Raw genomic sequence first — 21,877 nt, 5'->3', positions numbered from 1 at the left:
AGCAAAGGTGCACAACCCAAGACCGATATTAAGCAAAAATCTATTCAGATACTTGTAAATGCGGTCATTCACCCTTATTTCAACCTCAATATTAGATTAGAAAATAAAGAGCGTGCCCATGAGTAACCCATTAATCGGGCTAGAAGGATTGCCTCCTTTTTCAAAAATTAAGCCTGAACACATTGTTGAAGCATTAAAATCTGCCATCGCGCACTGTCGTGAAACCATAGACACTGTTTTAGCTCAGTCGAATTATACTTGGGACAACTTTGTACTTCCGCTAGAAGAAGCGGACGATAAGCTTAGCCGCATGTGGTCGCCAGTATCGCATATGCATTCAGTCGTTAATTCAGAGGCACTGCGCAAAGCGTATGATGAGTGTTTGCCGTTAATTTCTGAGTATTCTACTTATGTTGGTCAGCATCAAGGATTGTATGAAGCTTATAAAGCCGTAAAAGAATCGGTTGAATTTGGCAACTTAACGGTTGCTCAGCAAACGTCTGTGGATAATGCACTGCGTGATTTTCAACTTTCAGGTATTGCACTTGAGCCTGCTAACCAAAAACGTTATGGCGAAATTGTGGCACGGCTGTCTGAGTTGGCATCAAAGTTTGGCAACAACGTCATGGATGCCACCCAAGCATGGCAAAAGCATGTTACTGACGAGTCAGAATTATCTGGACTGCCGGAGTCGGCCTTAGCACTTGCTGCTCATACTGCTGAAGCCAAAGGATTAGAAGGTTGGGTATTTACGCTAGATATTCCTTCTTACCTTCCTGTTATGACATACGCAGATAACCAAACGCTTCGTGAAGAGGCTTATCGTGCGTTTGTAACCCGTGCCTCGGATCAAGGGCCGAATGCTGGCGAGTTTGATAACTCAGCGATTATGCATGAAGCGCTTACGCTTAGACACGAATTGGCTCAGCTGCTTGGCTTTTCTAGTTTTGCAGAAAAATCACTGGCAACTAAAATGGCTGAGACGCCAGAGCAAGTGTTTAAATTTTTGAATGACCTTGCTGCTAAGTCAAAACCACAAGCCGAGCAAGAAGTAGCTGAACTACGTGACTTTGCGAATAAAGAACACGGTGTAAGTGAGCTAAAACCTTGGGATTACGCATATTATGGTGAAAAGTTAAAACAAGCTAAGTATGCAATTTCTGACGAAGCACTGCGCCCTTATTTCCCTGAACATAAGGTACTCTCCGGCTTATTTGAAACCGTAAACCGTTTGTTTGGGATCCGTGTTAGCGAAGTTAAAGACGTTGACACTTATCATCCAGATGTACGCTTTTTTGCTATTCACGATGACAAAGGTGAGTTGCGTGGTCACTTCTATCTCGACCTATATGCCCGTGAACATAAGCGTGGCGGTGCTTGGATGGATGACTGTATGGGCAGAAAAGTACGCGCAAATGGCGAATTACAGACTCCAGTCGCTTATTTAGTGTGTAATTTTAATAAAGCGGTCGGTAACAAACCTGCGCTATTTACCCATAATGAAGTAACCACTTTATTCCATGAGTTTGGTCACGGAATTCATCACATGCTAACACAAGTGGATGCAGCGCCAGTTGCGGGTATTAATGGTGTGGCATGGGATGCGGTTGAGCTGCCAAGTCAGTTTTTAGAAAATTGGTGCTATGAAGAAGAAGCACTGAACTTCATTTCAGGGCACTATGAAACGGGAGAACCGTTGCCAAAAGACATGTTAGATAAGCTACTTGCAGCAAAGAACTTTCAATCAGCTATGCAAATGTTGCGTCAGTTAGAGTTTTCGTTATTTGATTTTCATATTCACGCAGACTTTACACCAAACACTGACTGCCAAATTCAAGCCACACTCAATGCGGTGCGTGAACGTACAGCTGTTGTAAAAGCGCCTGAATTTAACCGCTTCCAGCATAGTTTTAGCCACATTTTTGCTGGTGGTTATAGTGCAGGTTATTATTCATATAAATGGGCAGAAGTGTTGTCTGCGGATGCTTTCTCTAAGTTTGAGGAGGAAGGAATATTCAACCCGAAAACCGGGCGTGAATTTATGCATCATATTCTTGAAAAAGGTGGCTCCGAAGCGCCGATAGTGTTGTTTACTCGCTTCCGTGGTCGAGAGCCAAAAGTGGATGCGTTACTACGCCACAGTGGGATCGCCGCCTAGTTTTTTTTCCATTCTTCACGCCTTCTTTTGAAGGCGTTTTTTTTGCCTTATTTTTTTTAGCAAATCCAATATCTCTGACTATTCTATAAAGATATGAATTAATAGGGAAAGCCACATGACAAAACTGGTTCTTGCCATTGATGATGACAAGCTCGTTCATCACGTTGTTGATGAAGCGTTAGCGCGTACGTGCAAAATATTACACGCGAAAAATGGTGAGGAAGGCTTACGATTAGCTAAAAAATATCGCCCAGATATCATCTTGCTTGACGTTGAAATGCCTGGAGTATCAGGTTTTGAAGTATGTAAGCAACTAAAAAAACTTGAGGAAACCACTGAGATCCCGGTTATGTTTTTGTCCTCTCGTGCCGATATTTCAGAGCGGATGCGGGGTTATAACGCGGGCGCTGCTGACTACATAGTCAAGCCTTTTAATGCTGAAGAGTTGCTGGCGCGTATTAATGTTCTTGATGACTACAGAAAGACTTCTTCGCAGCTCAAGCAAGATGTACAGCGTGCCCAAACCACGGCTGAAATCGCCATGACCGACTCTGGTGATATGGGACGCATAATGCGGTATGTCGGGCAATCGTATCATGCACATGACCTCAATACCTTGAGCACTCATTTTTTAGAATTTTTTATGCCGATGGAGCTCGATGTTGCAGTGGCTTTTTGGTATCACCAAGATGCGATGTTTTACTCTAGCGAGGGGGCGATCCAACCGATAGAGCAAGAATTGTTTGAGAAGCATAAAGATGGCAGCCGCTTTGTTGATTTTGGGCGCAGGACCATTATTAACTACTCTAAAGTTTCTTTGCTGATTAAGAATATGCCAGTGGATGATGTTGCGGTGTATGGTCGTTATAAAGATTTGTTTCCGCACATTCTGGAAGCGACTGATGCCAAAATCAAGGATATGGAAGTTAGTGAAGATGCGCTCAATAAAGTGGAACATATCGGGCAGGTATTTGCTGAGCTGAGCGATCATTTAAGCGGCGTTGGCGATCATTACAGCGGTAAAGTGGCCGAGTTCCAAGCTGTACTTGAAAGTGACAAGCTTGCTAACTTAGAACCAAGTGAAAGAGAGCGATTGCAAGAACTCTACGAGCATTTTACTTATTTGAGCGATGAGCTAACCATAATTAAATATAAGCTAGGCGAGGTAACAGAGGTACGTCAGCAGCTTATTGAGAGTTTAAATAAAATAGCAAAGCCTTGGGGTGAGGACGAAGTGGCATCACAGGCTGATATCGAGCTGTTCTAAGCCGTTGGATAATCAAAGACACTAGATAGGGAAAGCGGTATACTGCCACGGTTGGTAACCTTTGGGAGCTTAGCTTGTATATTCACACCCCTTTTGAAGAAAACAGATCCTACCTAGATACGCTAACTAAGCTTTTTAACTTATCTGCGCTAGATATTAATGAGGCGGAGTTTCAATTGGTTTATGACGAGTTAGGCCTACAATTACTTAAAAAAGACGAACCAAAGCTCGGCGCTATTCGTGTTGACTTTGTGACAGGTGCAGTCGCTCATCGACGCAAGTTTGGTGGTGGTAAAGGGCAAGCAATTGCAAAAGCTGTCGGCTTAAACAAAGGGGCAGTGCCTACGGTATTAGACGCGACAGCAGGGCTTGGACGTGATGCTTTTGTGCTTGCGTCTATGGGCTGTAACGTTGTATTGCATGAGCGTAATCCGGTAGTCGCAGCATTGTTATATGACGGTTTGCAACGCGCCTATGAAGATGCTGAAATTGGCGAGTGGGTAAGGTCAACCATGCGACTAGAGTTTGGTTCTAGCCATGACTTGCTAGAGCAAGCAGGTTGGCGTCCAGATGTAGTTTATCTTGATCCTATGTTTCCACATCGTGAAAAATCGGCGCAAGTGAAAAAAGAAATGCGGGTATTTCAAGACTTAGTTGGCAACGACTTAGATGCGGATGCACTTTTACCTTTTGCTTTGCAGTTAGCCACAAAAAGGGTGGTGGTAAAACGTCCAGACTACGCTGGCTTTTTAAATGCTCAAACGCCAAGTATGCAAATAAAAACCAAGAAAAATCGCTTTGACGTCTATGTAAACGCTGCGATGAAATAGCATACCAATGCCTGCTCTAAATTTGTTCAGCAGATATCTAGATGGATATACGTAAAAAGTATGGTTTTGCGCGGTTGTACAGAAAAGGTAACCAGATTTAATCAAGTTGTCATAAATCCTTAATACTCTTGCGGAGCATTTTGATAAAGGGGTTGTGATTCTATGCGCGTGTCTACATTTACTCGGTTGTTGGCAATTTTATTAACCACTGCGAGTATTCTACTTGGGGCGAGTCTGTTTTGGGCAAGCCAAGTCTTAACCGAACTTGATGTGCAAGACGCCGCTTACAATCGAGTTAAAAATGCGGTGATTATTGAGCTTGAGGGCACAGTTGAAGATTACCTGAGTGCGGGTGATAGCCAATATTTAAGTCAGGCCGATGAACAAATCAAAACGCTACAGCAAAGTGTGGAACAGTTACCACCAGCACTTGCTGAACAACTTGAAGCCAAACTCACACAGCTACAACAAGACATTGCAGGCAAATACCGGGCACTTGGCAAGCTTTCAGGTAACGAACTTGCGCTTTTGGATAATGCGCTCCGGCAAATGTCGGGTTCAGCATCAAGTCTCGTAAAGTATGCAATTACAGCGCAAGATAGTGCCGCTAAAGAATCTTATTTTAATCTCGCCTCAGACTACTTTAGCGAAGTCTCGAATTTGAGTTTATATACTTATCAGTTAGTCATGGCTTATGAGCAGCAAACTGAACAAAGCTTGATGTTGAGCTTAGGTCGGTTGCAGGATATTGCCGCGCGAATAGATCAACTCGAAAACTTAGGAGTAATGAGTGAGGTAGATGAAGATGAGCTATTTTTAGGTGCACAAGCTGAAGACTTAGCGCTAGAAATAAAAGCGGAGCTTGTGAGCTGGCCAAAACGTTATGCTCGCGACTTAGAAAATACCTTACAGCAGTCCAAACAGCGCCAAGCAGGCATGCTGGCACTGCGAGGTGATATTAAAGCGATTTCAGAGAATATTCTGCAAGCAGAAACGACTTTAATAACAGAGCAGGCCGCCGTCAAAACTAATGTATTTATGCTCTTTGGTGTGGCAATTGGGTTACTCGTACTCTTAGCTGGTGGTGTATATTTTGTGCAGTTTAATCAAGTACTAACGCCGCTAAGACAACTACGCGATGGCTTTGCTCAGTTGATAGAAAGTAATGAGTTACGCAATATTGAAAGTAAAAACCAAGATACCGAAATTGGCGAAATTGCGAGTTACTTTAATCAGTTAATCGATAGGCAGCGAGCAGAAGCGGACGAACGCTCAGAAATGCTGAGTGTGATCAATACCTTTATGGAAGAGATGAACACTAACTTGGCGCAGATCTCAGCACAAGCTGGAGATACCTTTGAGCAAGTGGAACAAAACCAAGCGCAGCTCGACTCGCTCAGAGCGCTTGGGGCGGATGCCAATCAAATTAATGCACAAGTTGCCGACAATGCTAACAACACCTTTGAAGCAATGACACAAAGTGTGTCCTATGCGGATTCTATGTTGAGCGCTTCATCGACCACGCAAAAGCGGGTAGAGCAGGGATTAGAGAGCTTAAATGAATTGCTTAATGGTGTTTCAGATGTGAGTAAAGTGATTGATATGATCAGCTCCATTGCAGAACAAACTAACCTACTTGCACTTAATGCCGCAATTGAATCAGCGCGCGCAGGTGAGCATGGGCGTGGATTTGCAGTAGTTGCGGACGAAGTACGAAAGCTTGCACAGCAAACACAAGCTTCACTGACTGATATTCATCAGCAATTAAATGTTTTGAGTGATAACTCAAACAAAGTATCGACACAAATCTCGGCCTTGGCAGATGAGGCACAGCAGCAAACCGTACATGCACAAGAGTTGAAACGTAATTCAGAAGGTGTGGCAGATAGCGCACAAAGCGCCAACCAAGTCGCTGCCCATGCAATGGACCTTGCCAATCAGCAATCAGATCTACTAGATACCTTTGGCCACGCTATGGACAGCATGAAAGGTCAGGTTAATAGCTCACATGAGCAAGTGCAGCAAATCCAGCAAAGTCTTAAAGAGAAAATGAGGGAGATCAGAGGCACTTTAGGCTTGCAGTAATCAGGATTGTGCCGTAGGTCGAGATTTATCTCGACTACTGCAAGCAAAAATGTAAAAGCCGCTTCACGCGGCGAGCAGTTAAAAGATCGCGAGATAAACTCGCTCCTACACGAGTAATTTGCTCCCATAGGCGAACACTATGGTAGGAGCCACTTTATGTGGCGAGCAGTCAAGAGATCGCAAGGTAAACTCGCTCCTACACGGGTAATTTGCTCCCATAGGCGAACACTATGGTAGGAGCCACTTTATGTGGCGAGCAGTGAAAAGATCGCGAGGTAAACTCGCTCCTACACGGGTAATTTGCTCCCATAGGCGAACACTATGGTAGGAGCCACTTTATGTGGCGAGCAGTGAAAAGATCGCGAGCTAAACTCGCTCCCACAAGCCCACAACTCTCTCATACAAAATAACCCATCGCGCTACGCTTGCTTCTTTTATCAAAGCTTGGCTACCATCTCTCTACATCAACTAAAAAAACTCAAAAATGAATCACTTACTACATGCTGCATGCACCTCATTTGCTGCTTGCGTAGCGTCAATCGCCTCTGCAAAAGCAATTTACCCAGATGTACCAGAGCAGATTAATCCATCTGCCAAATACGTTTTTTACTCTCATGGCTATATCGTTGAAGGTGATAATGAAACGCCTATTCATAAGCGCTGGGGTAAATATGACTTTCCAGCCATCAAACAAGCTTTAAGTGATGATGCCTATACGCTAATTGCTGAGCACCGACCTAAAGGCGTCGCACCAGAAACATACACAAAAACCCTAGTTAGCAAGGTCCGCAAATTACTGGACGTGGGCGTCAGCGCCAGCAACATTACGCTCGTGGGGTTTTCTCGCGGTGGTGCATTAACGATAATGGCAAGTGATGCATTAAAAAATGATGCTATTCACTACGTGATACTTGCGGGCTGCGCTGGGCTTATCAAAAGTAAAACCGAAATTCAGCTCTACGGCAAGGTGTTGTCCGTTTACGAAACCTCAGATCAAGTAGGTTCTTGCGATTTTGTGAAAGCACGCTCAGCAAACCTCAAAAGCTTTACGGAGCTTTCGATTTCAACCGGTAAGGAGCACGGCGCTTTCTATGTCCCAAGAGAGGAGTGGTTGAAGCCCGTTAAAAGCTGGATTTTAAACCACTAAATCATTAGCACGTCGCTATACCAATAACGCGCCGTGCTGAACCTTCCTTCAGAATCTACCTACACTCCAAATTCCTTTTTTGAAAACAAAACTCTGTTTACTTATTGCACTTTTGAAAATGCTCTCTATAATTGAACCTTATTCGAATGACATTCGAATAAGGTTCAACCTCTAAGGAGAAACGATGGCACCGGCACCTAAATATGATAAAGAAACCCAGCAACGCATGATTTTAAACGCTGCAGAACAATGCATTAATGAGTCTTCAGTCACTGACTTTACAATGGCAAAGGTCTCTTTGCTTGCAGGATTGTCTATGGGCTCAATCTATAAATTTGTGCAGACTAAAGAAGATCTAGTAATGGCGCTGGCCTATGAATCTTTTACCCATACATCCAGTGTTTTTAAGCAAGTGTTGTCCTTACCACTTAGCACGCCAGAACGCATGCTCGCAGTGTGTCTTATCTCGCCACAAAAGCTTAAACGCTTCTCTTTTGATTATGAATTACAGTCCTACTCCACCAATGAGGCGGTTATCAAAAGAGCTTCTGAGTTTTGGACCAATAAAATTATCGATTCATGTGACGGTTGTGAAAGCGTGTTTAAACAAGCACTCATTGATGGTATTGAAGCGGGTGAGTTACAAGCTACACCAGATCTACACGACATGGTAGAAGAAATCATCATCACCGGTTGGGCGCTTACCGTAGGATATGAGCAAGTAATGCGCTTACAACAAACTAAGCAAATTGTAGAGGGCACAGCGTCGCTACTCGCACCACTTGAACTAAACGATCCAGTTATTCGCAGTACCGTGCGATTGCTTAACAGTTATCCATGGCAACAGCCTATCACACAAGACTCACTGGTACGCATAGAGAAAGAATTGCAAACGCTCAAACTTCGTTAACTTAAGGAAACTTCAATGAATATTAAACGCTGGCTTATGGCCGTTGTCATTATTCTCATCGTTATTACCAGTCTTGGCTTTGTTAAGTTTACACAAATCCAAGCGGCAATCGCCTTTGGGGAATCTTTTCCGGAACCTTCGGCTTCAGTCAAAAGCACGTATGTATCAACTACTGAATATATTAAATCGGTTAAGGTTGTAGGCCAGCTTCACGCCAAACGCACCGTCACCATTAGTAACGAGTATCCCGGCCTTATCACTTACGTCGGCTTTAAGCCCGGCGAGCAAGTGGAGGAGAATCAGGTATTACTGCGCCTAGACAGCAGCATTGATGAGGCAAATCTACTAGCAGCTAAAGCTCGAGTAAAACTCGCTAAATCCACTTATCAACGAGTTGCCAAATTACTTGAACAAAAGCGGATCAGCCCTGATGAGGTAGACAAAGCCGAAGCCGAGGTGGCAATTAATCAGGCTGAAGTAAAACGATTAACCACGTTAATCGAGAAAAAAACCATTCGTGCCCCTTATCCGGGTCAAACAGGGTTAGAGCAATATCAAGTCGGTCAATTGCTGGATGCCAATAGCGAAATCACGTTCTTGGTTGGGTTAGACGACAGTATTTGGGTAGATTTCAAAATTCCACAAACCTTACCACAACCTAGTATAGGCGAAGATGTTAGCGTGGCAATTTCTAATGCCAATGGCCAATTACCCGCTCGCGTATCTGCCAAAATGCCAATGGTCGATGTCGCATCGCGTCAACAAAGTTATCGTGCAGAGCTACAAAACAGCAATGGCACACTCAGCCACAATAAAATGGTGTTAGTCAATGTACCAATGGAGGTCGTGAGTGCCGCGATAGTGCCAACCAATGCAATTACGCGCAATCACTTTGGCGAGTTTGTTTATGTACTTGAAAAGGACGAGAGCCAAAACTGGCGAGCAAAGCCAGTAAAAATCACTTTAGGCGATAAGGTCAACGACCAGCAACTTGTACTATCTGGCCTTAGCGGTGGTGAATTTATTGCTGCTGAAGGCGCATTCAAGCTACAAGAAAACTTACTGGTTTATACCGATCAGGTTGCCGCTGTTGATGGCAACAACGGAGGTCAGTAATGAGTGCATTACACGAAAATAAGCCGTCTATCATGGATATTTTTGTTAACCGGCCGGTACTGGCAATAGTGGTGTCATTGCTTATTGTACTAGCGGGTTTTAATGCCGCCCGAGATATATCAGTGCAGCAATATCCAAAAATAGAAAGTGCCTCACTGGTGATCAACACTGTCTATACAGGCGCTGCCGCAGACGTCGTAAAAGGCTATGTTACCGAGCCAATCGAGCGAGTGGCCTCTACCGTTCCGGGTGTCGACTATGTAGACTCGATAACTACCTCGGGACTTAGCAAAGTCACCGCTTGGCTTGAACTTAATCACAGTACCACCGACGCCTTGGCTGAGCTAACCACCCGCTTAAACCAGATTAAGTTTGAGTTACCCAGCGGAGCGGAAGATCCAGCCATTCAAATCGTGCGTGCCGACAGCCCGTATGCGGTATTCTATCTCGATGTAGAATCTCAAGGTCTGCCACGTAATAACGTGAGCGATTATTTGATCCGAAATGTTGTCCCTTCTATGTCTGATATTCCCGGTGTACAAAAAGTGACACTGGAAGGTGGCCGCGATCCAGCAATGCGAATTTGGCTCGATACCGAAAAACTCGCTATCTATGGCGTAAGTGCTAGCGATGTATTTGCTGCACTACAAGCAAACAACACCATTGCCACCTTAGGTTACAGTGAAAATAACAGACAACGCATCGACCTGATGGCCAATACCTCGTTAAAAACGGTAGCCGATTTTAACAACCTAGTGGTAAAAGAAATCGATGGCACGCAACTCAAGCTTGGTAACATCGCCACGATAGAACTCGGTGAAGCCGAAGGCATGGTAACCGCACGCCTTGATGACCACGAAACGGTATTCTTAGCGGTGTGGGCATTACCAGGTGCTAATGAAATTGATATTGGTGACGCGCTGTATAAAAAGATTGATGAGATTAATACCATCTTACCCGACGGTATGTATCTAAGAATTGGCTACGATGGCACGCTTTATATGCGTGATTCCATAAAAGAAATCTTCACCACGCTTGGGGAAACCGTCCTACTCGTGGGGATTGTTGTACTCGCTATGATGGGCTCGTTTAGAACCGCTATGGTGCCGCTGGTTACCATTCCTATCTCGATTTTAGGCGCAATCGCGGTGATCTCAGCAATGGGCTTTTCACTCAACCTACTGACTATTTTAGCTATCGTGCTTTCTGTTGGGTTAGTGGTGGATGACGCCATCGTAGTAGTTGAAAACGTTGCGCGCCATATGCGCGAAGGCAAACCCAGATTACAAGCGGCGCTTATCAGTTCACGTCAATTACTCGTCCCAATAATTGCCATGACGTTGACCCTTGCAGCGGTCTACGCGCCAATCGGATTTTTAACAGGTTTAACGGGGTTCTTATTCAGAGAGTTCGCGTTCACCCTAGCCATTGCGGTGTTAATTTCTGGATTGGTTGCTATAACCTTGTCGCCCATTATGAGTGCTTACGTTAACCCCGAAGGCGGTAAAGAAGGTAAATTAACGCAAAAGGTCAATGGCTATTTTGATCGATTACAAGCGTTTTATTTTCGTGCACTCGATACCTTGTTTAAGTGGCGTCCACAGGTCTTTTTTGTCGCTATCATGTTCTCTTTGTTGTCGGTGCCGTTTTACCTGTTATCACAAAAAGAGCTAGCCCCTATCGAAGATCAAAGCAGTATCCAAGTCGTAGTGGAAGCACCACCAGAGTCTTCTCAAGCTTATACTTCAGCGAAAATGAATGACACTGCCGAGGTCATGAACGCCACTGAAGGCGCTGAGTTTACTTGGCAGATTATTACGGCGGCAGCAGGCTTTGGTGGTGTAGAGCTTGCACCATTTGATGAGCGAGAAAATTCAGTACACGACTTACTATACGACCTATACGGCCGGTTAGGCAGCGTCACTGGACTAAGTTTATTCCCTATTTTACCTGCATCGCTTCCTACCGCAGGGCAGTTTGACGTTGAAGTGGTATTCCGTGCCAGTGACGACCCAACCGCGATGAAGCAGTACGCCGATGAGATTATTCAACGCGCCACCGCCAGTGGCAGCTTTATGTTCGTCAATACCGACCTAAAAATCGACCTGCCGCAAGCCGAGCTTGAAATCGACCGAGAGCTGGTTGCAGACTTAGGTCTCAGTTTGTCGTCGGTAAACGAGCAACTTAGTATTTATATGTCTAATAATTTTGCCAACTACTTCAACAAAGAAGGTAAAGCCTACCGCGTCATTCCCATTGTGGGCGATGGCGAAAGGTACAATCCTGAGAACATTCTTAATATGCAAGTAAGAACCGATGCTGGCGATCTTATTCCAATTTCAGCGTTTGCTACCTTACGTACTTTTACAAGCCCTAGAGTGCTTGGCTCATTCAATCAGCAAAACTCGTTTAGAATCTTGGCAGGCACACTGCCACACATAACCAAAGAGCAAGCGCTCACACAGGTAGAAGAAATTGCAGCAGACGTCTTACCTAGTCACTACTCCATTGACTACGCAGGTGAATCAAGACAGCTAAGAAAAGAAGGCAACACCATGGTTGGCGTACTTTTGTTTGCCATGATAGTGGTGTTTTTCTTACTGACTATCCAGTTCAACAGCTTTAGAGATCCGCTCGTGGTACTACTCGGCTGCGCACCGCTGGCACTCGCTGGTGCATTGATGCTGCCGTTTTTATCACTTACAACAGTCAATATTTACAGCCAAATCGGCCTAATTACGCTCATCGGTTTAATAGCCAAAAATGGCATCTTGATTGTTGAATTTGCGAACCATTTACAGCTTGAAGGTAAATCGAAATTTGAGGCGGTAAAAGGGGCTGCGGCCACACGTCTAAGACCTATACTGATGACCACAGGTGCAACCGTGCTTGGTCACTTTCCGTTGGTATTGGTAACCGGTGCAGGCGCAGAAGCGCGCAACAGCATAGGTATTATCTTAGTCGCAGGCATGCTCATCGGTACTTTCTTCACTTTGATTGTCTTACCGCTACTTTATGAAAAGTTAGCCAGCGATCACCGTGGTGAAGCAGAAACTATTGAAACCTACCCAGAAGCGCAATTGGCAGGCAAAGTCAGTATGACGTGATAACTTGCTAATAACCAAAAGGACACTAAGTGCCATGCTTAGTGTCCTTTTTAATTGGTAAAACCTTTCTTTTGATAAACCGGAATTTATTTCAATCTATAGAAGGTGATTTAGGCTGTGAACAGACAATAAAGTTTGCCCGTTAGCGGCTTTTAAAACAATAGAGTTTGTCCTTACGTTTTTATACATCCCCGTATAGCAACTATTATTCTGTGTGAGCAAGCCATAGAATCATAGTTGCAAATTACACATTGTTTTTTCCAGTTCACGTAACACAATGAATGGCCAATTTGGTGCACTATACACAGTTGTACTGGGGTTTTCGGGTAAACCGCCAAGGAGCTGAACGATGAATTTGTCTCATATTAGCATTCAACATTTCCTTTCAACGAGTAAAGAAAGCCATTTACACAAATAGTTGAACACTACCCTTCGGTGTACTATTTCACACAACTTTTAGACTGACGGGATGCTTGCAGAACGGCCTGCGGTATATCAGAGGCCATTCTTTTGTCTCGCTTGCGTTGCTGATAGTCTCTGAACGTATTGCTTTGTAATCCCATTAAGTCGCGAAACAGTTTTGTTGAGCCTTTACTACCTCCAGCAATCAATAGCCCGGTCATAACAAAACCAAATGGATGAGTACTAGGGGCATTTCGGATGGCCTGTAACAGGTCGATATCACAATAGTAAGTGGTGACGATTGACAGCACTGAGGCAATGAGTGGTTTGATGGTAAGCAGGTTGTCTGGTTTATCTTCCACCATGCCGATAAAAAGCGGGGACTCAAATAGTAATGCGAGCACTCTCTCCACCAACATCGATAGAATGATCACTATCATTAAACAACTGAAAATGAGGTCCCAGTTAATAGTTATCGAAGTCATAGCATTGTCTCAATTTACGCTCTAAGTAGTTGTTCAAGATTAGGAATATGTGCCAATCCTATTTGTTCACAGGCACTGAAAAATTGCGTTCTTTCCTCTTCGAGTGTACTTTTTAGGTTACTCAGGAAATGAAACAAGGCATTGTGAGCCGGAACGTTTTTGACACTTTCCCACCAAATTTTTCCGTAGTCTTCCAAGGGGCGGATACCACTACTGGCGACAACAAAGAAAAGGTAGTTAAGCGGCCCAAGAAGATCATACGACGAAGTATCGAGTTGCCAGTTGGGCCGCCTCATGAGGCTCGCAAGATCTGATGTCTGCCGATCATTTGGGTGGGCACTACCGGGATTGGCAAGATCCCGTATTGCTCTTCGTTGATTATCCTTGGCAATCAGGTCACCTATCAACCAAGTGAAATCTTCTGGCGGTGTCTGATAGGCGTAATACCGGCAAGTCAGCCCAATAACATCACAAATGTGTTCATTAATACCCTGATGCTCCAGACCTTGTCTGAGCATACTGTCTTTCTCAAGCACTATATGGGTAAGTTCATGCACAATGACATCAATAGCAAATGCCATGTTATTTAAGCTGGTGTCACCTGAGCCAAGCACCAGGTAAGGCTTATCCCACATGGCAACATTGCTGAAAATGTCATAGTTAACTAAACATTTGACATCAACGTCCGTTGTATCGACATTCAATTCGGATTCGAAAAATGCCTCACCGTATTCAAGGCTCTCGTAAGCAAAGTTGACTTCGGCTGCTTGTGCCTTCGGCCAGCCTTTTTTGCGCCTCAATACCGCATCGCTGTATTGAGAGCTTTGATAAAGGTTGTAAATATTAATATCCAAGCAGCTTTATCCTAAGGCAATAGCGCCAGGCGTCGCTGATACTCCTCAACTTCAAGTTGGGCTTTACGCAAGTTTGCGTTTGCCGTGGCCAGTTCAGTGGCATCTTTGGCATTGCCAATTGCAATGGTTGCCAGCTCAACTTGCTTTTCCGCTTCAAACAATTTTACCTTCAGATCGAACTTGGCTTGTGTATTAGTCTCTTTCTCTGTCGCTGCGGTCGCTGCAGCCGCAGCCTTGGTGGCAGGGTCATATTTGCCTTTGAGATAATCTTTCAGTGGGTCTTTTGATGCGCCTAAAATAGTGCCAAGTGCTTTGAAAAACTTATTGCCTTCTTTGACTTCTACGATTTCAGCAAAAAGCTCAAAATGGCCGCCGTATTTAGCGACTTCGCTTACTTTCTTTTTGACACGAGTTACTTTGTTTTCATGCTTTTCAAGAGAATCCATTTTGGGACCAATTGCCTTTAAGGCTGCAAAAGATTCGGCATTGCGTGTCGAAGTATCAGTAAGCTTGAGTAGTTTTTTCTCCGCTTCGCTTTCTTTGCCAGCCTGATTGACTACCAGCGAGTGTTTAAGGGTTTCTTCGGTTGAAAATTTAGCCTTTTTATAGGCGGTGTCATAGGTTGCTATCGCGACGTGAGATTCATCCTTCCAGGGGATATCCTGACACTTGATATTGGTGGCAAGATTCTTCAAATACGGATCGGTAACCTGATGGTTTTTTCGGACATCCGGATACAGATTATAGTGATAAGCGTCGAGGCACAGTTCACGCTGCAAAGCATTGACTTCCGAGATGGAGGATTTTAAGTCTTCAATCAATTGACTTCTTTCGGTTTCGACACCTGGTAGTTTCATCCAGGGCGTCACAGTACCTTTTAATGCATCACTGTCGTAAATGGTGCCCAGTTGCAGATCACTAAGTTCAATTAACGACGTCGCAAAGGTATCACTATCCCCGGTGCCACTCGGTTTTCTAAAATCTAGGGCGATGACCATATCCTTAACATTCCCGCTGTTTGAACCGTGCAGATGTTTGGTCTTGAGTAAAAATATAGGGTGCAATCTAAACATCTTGCCGTCTGCTGATTTTTCCACAAACATTTCCATGAAAAATGCAGGTTCTGCGGTCAGACTATAGGCACCAAATTCTGCACTATACAAAGCATATTGGTTGGAAAAAGTCGTTGCGTTAGGATCGTTGTTGGGAATGAATAATGCCATACATGAGGTGGCTGGGTTGGAATCATAGCCGTCTAAACCAGTTTTAACCCGGTAAAAGTGTTTGTCGGTGTAAGCTGATAAAGATTTGGTCTTGTCTTCCCCGGCTTTTTGTACTGCACCGACTAAACTATCTACAGCCAGCTCGATAGCGGCAGGAACAAACAAGCCGAGGAATTCGCTAATGCCTTGCTTATCGGTTTTGAATTTGCATTGGGCTGAAAATTCTACCCTAGCTGTTACTGCTTTGGGTGAAAACTTCGTTGAGGCATACTTACTTCCGGTGGGTAAACTGTTATTTTCTTGGGGAATTGATTCGCATCCGCTCAGTGCAACAATGCATGACAAAGCCACAATATTTACCAGTTTCATACTCATTCCTTTAACTTGGTCGCGTCTATTCGTTTATTTTAGCAGATCATTGTGATAAGGCTTGGAGAGATCTCATCGTATGTGAGATATTTTGGTCGGCAGTCCAAATTTCTACTTCATGATTGTCACTTTTTCGCTCATATCTGCCTGTCAGGTCGAGTCTAAACTGCCAACAGAGTATGTCAGATCGGATATGTCTATCCGTCTCTTTGTTCCTTTGTAAACCACATGCTTCCTGTAGGTTTGCCTTGTTCATACCTATAAATGCCACTGAAAACTAAGCGTCCAAAGAATTCGCCGCCCTCATTAGAAAACATTTGCTTTTCTCCACCAATCAACCAAATAAGTTCCATATTATTATCACTGAGCCATTTTTGAAGAAAATCTGTGCTCATTAAGGCATAAGATGGCCCGTACTCTTCTATACTAGGATCCGAAAACACTACTTTTCCCCCATGCTCCCAACACCCCCACTTCCCCTGTGCCCTTTTTAACTCAGCTTCTTGAATTAATTCTTTAGCGGGAACGTTGAAGCGAAGTGAACTATCAATGGAATAGTCATTACCACCACTTTCCCATTCATACTGTGCGTATGGGACAAAGTGTTTAACGGGTATTCTGCCTCTAGAATTGTCCTGCCGCTCTTGCCATCCTGATAAATGTTTGTAAATTGTGTGCCATGGATACTCACCAAAAAAACCTTCATGTTGCGTTGATGGCACGCTGACAAGAGATGGGTCACATAATGTTTGCCCCTTAAGCCTTTTGAGCAAAGAATCAAAGTCTCCTTTACGTATACAAATTGCATTAATCCTAAACCATCCATCTAGATAAGGACTATCTAACTCATCAGCAGAGTATTTTTTATTCTCAGACCAGAACCCCCTCAAAACAGCCCATTCCCCCTCTTCTTCAGGGTTATTCCGTTTAAGTATTTTCGAGAATTCAGGTATAGTTTTTTCATCCCAAAGAAAGCCAGCCTTAGCTTTTGGATCATCTTCAGCTGGAAACGGAAAGTTATAGGGCTGCCACCAAGTACAGTGCTCGTTATGATAGGTTTTATATTCACCATTTCGTTTAGCCCAAATTGTAGGATCTATATCCCTTAAATTTATTTGCCATGGGCCTTCATAATCATCATCATCGGGAAGGTCGCTATAACCTCTATTAATCCATTGATAAGTATCTGAAAGTCTAGCTAGAAATTCATGAAAAGCCATCCATTGATACTTTTTCCCTACACGCTCCATGGCTCCACCACCAAGACTGTGGCCTCGCCCATAAGAGCAAAACCTTTCAAAACCAGAGAAAAGTTCATCACTCCAGCCAAACTCATAAGCCCTCTTACAAACCCACCGTTGCGCCCACTTTCTGCTAAATGAAGCCTCCCTATGGTTACTTAGCCCTGACAACCACCTATATTTTTCTTGTTGCTCTTCATTGAGCAAAACTTTCACTTTTTCATCAAACTCATTTTGCTGCTTCTTACTTTCTTCATGGCTGTAGTACTCCTCCAGATCATACATATTAAGCAAAGATTCAAGTCTGTCTAAAGGCAAACCAGACTCCTGTTCCAATTTTTTAGGCTCTACATTTTCTAAGTACTCTTTTTGTATTTCGCCTGCTAAAAATTCTTTAGCAAAGCGCCTTTTTACATCAATTCCTTTGTCAATATTTGTATGAGTAATTGGTGTCGAAGACCAGTTATGCACACAACTCATCGTGTAGTTTCCGAAGTCCCCTGGAAAACCCATTAAAGAACTTTTTATTTTAGATGAAAAAGTGTCACCGGTGAGTTTATCTAACTCATCCTTAGTTGGGTTTTCTAGTATAGAAATACTTTTATATGGCGGTCTAAAATTTTCAGCAGGTATGTCTGAGGAAAGAACTCCTTTGAGCAAAGCAAGTTCCAAAATTCCCCGAGCATAATCTCTGAGTAAAATATGAGGCAACGGATAGCCTTCTTTGAAGAGCAAATCGTAGGTGACTATAGCTATTTCTTCAATAACTTCACTGTTATCTATGTTGCAAACAACACCATAAGCAACTGCAAAAAGTCTTTCTATTAAGTAGGTATCGTTGATTTTTGAAAAACGATTCAATAGCTCTGTAATTAAATCAGGATAGAGGGAAAGGCTTCTAACTAACGCTTTTGTGGATCTATCTCGTACTTTCCTGTTCGAAGTAGTCAGAAACCAGATTAAAGTGATTGCACATAATCTAACTTGCTCTCTTTCTAAAAGTTTTATATCACTAGTTTGTAACCATTCAATAATTATTTTTACGTATGACTCGCAATCACTCTCTTCTTCAGAGCAATCACCGTACGCTATGTGTATAGACCAAGAATGATCTCTCTCAGCAATCTGTTTATCACACAAGTTTTTGTGTATAAATTCAGCATTCCATGGGTGATTAGGCACTGTCGATAGTTTTAATAAGATGTCTAGTGCAGGATATTCAAATGAAGAAGCATCTAAGTTATTTAAAATTTCTAGCGTTCTATCTGAAAATGACTCGGGACTTCTCAATAGAATTGTATTTTTAAAAGTTTGATCCAATTGCCATTTATCAACCTTTGCTTCAGCAGGAATTAAATCTTCCAGTTCTTTATTGTGTCTCTCAGCGACAACAATTGCTAAAGCTTCAAAAATCCCCGCATCAGCATAGTAACGATTTTCACTAAGTAAATGGGCAACTGGCCCTTCGAGACAAAGCTTTTCAATTTTTGAAACCCCTTTTACTAACTCTTTAGCAATGAAATAGTCACTGAAACGTTCGTATGTAAAACGAATTACCAGATTTCCACGCTGGCTCATATCGTATGAGACGTCTTCTGCAATTACACTTTCGTCTAATAAAATATCAAAAAGACTTTCATTTACATATGGGTTTGGATCATAGCTATTAACTAACTTTCTAGCTTCATGTTTAGGTAAGCCCTGTAAATTGTCAGGGAATAACTTGGAGGATATATCAATTAAAAGCGACTGGATAATAGCTTCTTTTGGATTAAAGCGCTTTCTCTTTGATATCACACTTTCAATGCTATCAATATAAAAGTTAAACAGTGCTTCTGTTGAGTTTAAATTCTTTGGAAAAGTTTTTTTTCTACTTTCACGCAAAGCCTTACAGCATATTTTTAAAAACAAAGGGTTGGTTAGCTCTGGAACTAATATAGGTGCGCTTGGTTTGAATATGCCGTGTTTTGAAAGAAACTTTTCTACAGCCCTAGCTCCTAAGCTGCTAAACCCTGTGTGTTTAAAACGAGGTAACAAATGCTCATGGGCACTGTCGGGAACGATATAGTTTAAATATGTACTTCGACAGCTAAACAGAACTGCAATATTTGGAAAATAAGATAGCTCTGAAATGAATGTGGTAATGTGGTTGTACCAATCATCTCTATAATTTCCTTCATTAATTGCATCAATTACAATCAGTGCTCTCTCTCCTGAAGCTTCACCAGCAGAATCTAAAGCCCCCAAAACATGGGTCGTCCTATAACTTTGTAAATCTAAAGCCTCTTTTATGAAGCTAACAGGATTTCCGCCGCAATACTGTGCTCCTAATAAAAACAGAGTTGGAAGGTTCTGATTTATTCGTTCTAAACTCAAGTCACATAAAAGGTGAGATTTACCTATACCGGCCTCTCCAAATAGAAGAGCAGCTTTAGACTTAGATGCCAAAGTTCCTCTTCGCTTAACAATTAAAATTAACCTTTCAAGTAGATCAGATAAGCTGGTTAGGCCATCTCTAAGTGTTTTGTACCTATCAATCTGATGTATTTGCCTTAGGACATGCTCATAGATACTCAAATACATCTCAGATAGTCTGTTTATTGAAGAAGCGATTGAAGAAATCTCATGGTGAAAGCTTTTATATTTAATGCTTTTATCTAATTCACTTACAACACTTTTAAATTGTTTCTGTAAGGTTCCAAAGTTCCCGCTACCTATTGAAATAATTGATTTTTCAACGAGTTTATTTAATTCGGAAAGAACCGATTCACTTACTCGCTTCAGCTCTGATTTTTCACGCTTCAATAAAGCCCACCACGAAGAGCGCAAACACAGCCCATCAAATTCTGACGCTATCGGTAAATCGATGTGTGACTCTGCTGAATACCTTTCTCCCAAGCTTTGTCGAGATCTCATAGCAACTTTTTCGAACACTGCAGAGCCGAGAAACGGTTCATTGAACCAGTACAAAGCTCTCCCTGAGAACTGGGGGTCATCAATAGTGAGAAGGGTCATAATTTCATGCTTCCCCCAATATGAAAACTCTATATCACGCCCTGAAGCCTCGGCCTGCGCCTTCCATTTTGCAACATGCTTTAACCACTCATCTTCAACTGAAACTACCGTCTTGCCACCTCTCCCACGTTTTCGGCTGTCAGCTTTATCTAAAGGTAAACACACTTTATAGTGTTTCAAATTAGGGTGCTTATTCAACGCCGTTGAAAATGACTCATCGACTTGTTGCCACCTCGAAGCATTCAACCCATCAGGAAAATATTTAACCTGCCACCCAATTTCTGAACCATCTTCAAGAACCCAGTAGCACTCAACGCCAGCATCACCTCCTGCTCCCTCTTTACGAACAAATAACCTTCCTCCTTTCGGTTGCTGCAAATGGGCAAGTTGGCAAATTAACTCTTCAAAACCAGCATTCTTACTTCCATCATGTGCTCTTATATTTGAAAAGTTAATATCCATGTTAATCTCTCTCACAGGGGGATTATTTAGTTTTTATAATGACCAACCAACAAGTTGCACTTCTGCAAGCTTGGGAAGCTCGTACTTTGCAACAACTTCTAATAAACCATCCGAATTTGGCTCGTCATGGGTCGAAACATTATCGCTAGTTAATGCAGTTAACATATTTTTACTATCAGTATGCAATTTCTCCCACCAATTAGGTGCAATAAACACGTTTTCAAAGTACTTAAATATATATTGCACTACAAAAGGTAAGTATAATTCTTTCTTTTTGCTAAGTAGCGAGCGCATTAAACTCTGGCAAGACACATCGCTATTTTCTAGCCAGGAAAGCACCACGATTCCTTTACAACCGTCATAGTAAGAAGTAACAGAGATACAATCCGAACGTTTATCTAGATCCATGAGTTCCTGCAGCTTTGCCCCATTAAAGTCATAATCAGGATTAACACTTCCGCAAACCATAAATGGTGGGGGCTCATCCAGAATAAACACCACCGCTCTTGTATTATCGTAGTCATGAGCTTCTAGTGCAGCATCAAAATATGCTTTGTGGTATTCAAGGTCTTCCATCGCTGCTTTAGTTCCCAACTCAAATAAATAATTATTCATTTGGATATCTATCTGCTCTTGAATAGTCTTACCTTTATCTGCATCGTTTCGCAAAGGAGAGAGGGATAAAACAGCACTCTTAGCATAATACTCCTTTGCGAATGCTCTGTAAGATAAGCTAAAGCACTGTTTCTTAGTTGCAGCAAACCTTTCTTTTTCTAGGGAAGAAAACAATACATCATCATGATATTTACAAAAGCCATTAAATGTTGATGCCTGATTGACACCTATTTTTTCAAACGTAGGAGTACCTGAATGCTTTCGCATTGATTCAAATGTCATCTTGTAGCCAAGAACATGACCATCTTGGGATATGGCTCTAAGGCTAGAAGTTTTAGGAACTGTATGAGCTTTAATAATGTTGCCAGAGCACTGTAAACTTAGCGATTTTGGAACTAAACATTCCTTTCTTGAGTTTGCTTTTTGAAATGCTTGGTTAATTTCCCAATACTTAATCGGCTCCTGCTTATCGCGGTTAAGGTGACATTTTTTGTACTTTTTATTAGAGCCACACCAACACAGATCGTTTCTACCTATTCTACTGTTAACCACAAAGTGTCTCCTTATTACTTGCCAAAAAGTTCTAATCCA

At 42.7% G+C, this 21,877-nt stretch carries 13 protein-coding genes; 8 read left to right on the top strand and 5 right to left on the bottom strand.

The genetic code is table 11. The annotated features are described in order from the left end of the window. Positions 1-118: 118 nt before the first annotated feature. The 8 genes from prlC (at position 119) to CWC29_RS14395 (ending at position 12,620) form a co-directional block, all read left to right on the top strand. The gene (gene prlC / locus CWC29_RS14430; RefSeq protein ID WP_138521400.1) at positions 119-2,158 is read left to right on the top strand and encodes an oligopeptidase A; all 2,040 of its coding nucleotides are present in this window, start codon (positions 119-121) and stop codon (positions 2,156-2,158) included. Between the two features lie 115 nt (positions 2,159-2,273). Then, on the top strand, positions 2,274-3,425 hold the full coding sequence (locus CWC29_RS14425; protein WP_128727614.1) for a response regulator: 1,152 nt from the start codon (positions 2,274-2,276) through the stop codon (positions 3,423-3,425). A gap of 74 nt (positions 3,426-3,499) precedes the next feature. Next, entirely contained in the window at positions 3,500-4,255 is a 756-nt protein-coding gene (locus CWC29_RS14420) for a class I SAM-dependent methyltransferase (protein WP_128727615.1), read from the top strand. A gap of 162 nt (positions 4,256-4,417) precedes the next feature. Then, entirely contained in the window at positions 4,418-6,340 is a 1,923-nt protein-coding gene (locus CWC29_RS14415) for a methyl-accepting chemotaxis protein (protein ID WP_138521398.1), read from the top strand. A 484-nt stretch (positions 6,341-6,824) separates the two neighbouring features. Then, complete coding sequence (locus CWC29_RS14410) at positions 6,825-7,487, top strand: alpha/beta hydrolase (protein ID WP_128727628.1); 663 nt, start codon at positions 6,825-6,827, stop codon at positions 7,485-7,487. Positions 7,488-7,671: 184 nt separating this feature from the next. Then, positions 7,672-8,397 carry a TetR/AcrR family transcriptional regulator gene (locus CWC29_RS14405; protein ID WP_128727627.1) on the top strand — a complete coding sequence of 242 codons (726 nt, stop codon included), beginning with the start codon at positions 7,672-7,674 and terminating at the stop codon, positions 8,395-8,397. Between the two features lie 15 nt (positions 8,398-8,412). Then, positions 8,413-9,513, top strand: coding sequence for an efflux RND transporter periplasmic adaptor subunit (locus tag CWC29_RS14400; RefSeq protein WP_128727626.1), 1,101 nt, complete (start codon positions 8,413-8,415; stop codon positions 9,511-9,513). Then, positions 9,513-12,620 (top strand): efflux RND transporter permease subunit, encoded by a 3,108-nt coding sequence (locus CWC29_RS14395; RefSeq protein ID WP_128727625.1) that lies wholly within the window; start codon positions 9,513-9,515, stop codon positions 12,618-12,620. Before CWC29_RS14400 ends, CWC29_RS14395 begins: the two co-directional genes overlap by 1 nt. A gap of 440 nt (positions 12,621-13,060) precedes the next feature. Here CWC29_RS14395 and CWC29_RS14390 read toward each other — a convergent pair whose 3' ends face one another. The 5 genes from CWC29_RS14390 to CWC29_RS14370 all read right to left on the bottom strand — a co-directional run bounded on the left by CWC29_RS14390 (position 13,061) and on the right by CWC29_RS14370 (position 21,838). Continuing rightward, positions 13,061-13,507, bottom strand: a complete 447-nt coding sequence (locus CWC29_RS14390) for a hypothetical protein (protein ID WP_232288079.1) — start codon at positions 13,505-13,507, stop codon at positions 13,061-13,063. 14 nt (positions 13,508-13,521) lie between these two features. Next, positions 13,522-14,361, bottom strand: a complete 840-nt coding sequence (locus tag CWC29_RS14385) for a M4 family metallopeptidase (RefSeq protein ID WP_138523031.1) — start codon at positions 14,359-14,361, stop codon at positions 13,522-13,524. Between the two features lie 11 nt (positions 14,362-14,372). Continuing rightward, a complete protein-coding gene (locus tag CWC29_RS14380; protein WP_138523029.1) occupies positions 14,373-15,953 on the bottom strand; it encodes a hypothetical protein in 1,581 nt (526 codons plus the stop codon). Positions 15,954-16,150: 197 nt separating this feature from the next. Beyond that, the gene (locus tag CWC29_RS14375) at positions 16,151-20,671 is read right to left on the bottom strand and encodes an NACHT domain-containing protein (RefSeq protein WP_167815437.1); all 4,521 of its coding nucleotides are present in this window, start codon (positions 20,669-20,671) and stop codon (positions 16,151-16,153) included. Positions 20,672-20,704: 33 nt separating this feature from the next. Beyond that, positions 20,705-21,838 (bottom strand): SEC-C domain-containing protein, encoded by a 1,134-nt coding sequence (locus CWC29_RS14370; protein ID WP_167815436.1) that lies wholly within the window; start codon positions 21,836-21,838, stop codon positions 20,705-20,707. Positions 21,839-21,877: the final 39 nt, after the last annotated feature.

Source organism: Pseudoalteromonas galatheae, from assembly GCF_005886105.2.
Classification (GTDB): domain Bacteria; phylum Pseudomonadota; class Gammaproteobacteria; order Enterobacterales; family Alteromonadaceae; genus Pseudoalteromonas; species Pseudoalteromonas galatheae.
This window is presented reverse-complemented; position numbering and strand designations above follow the sequence as displayed.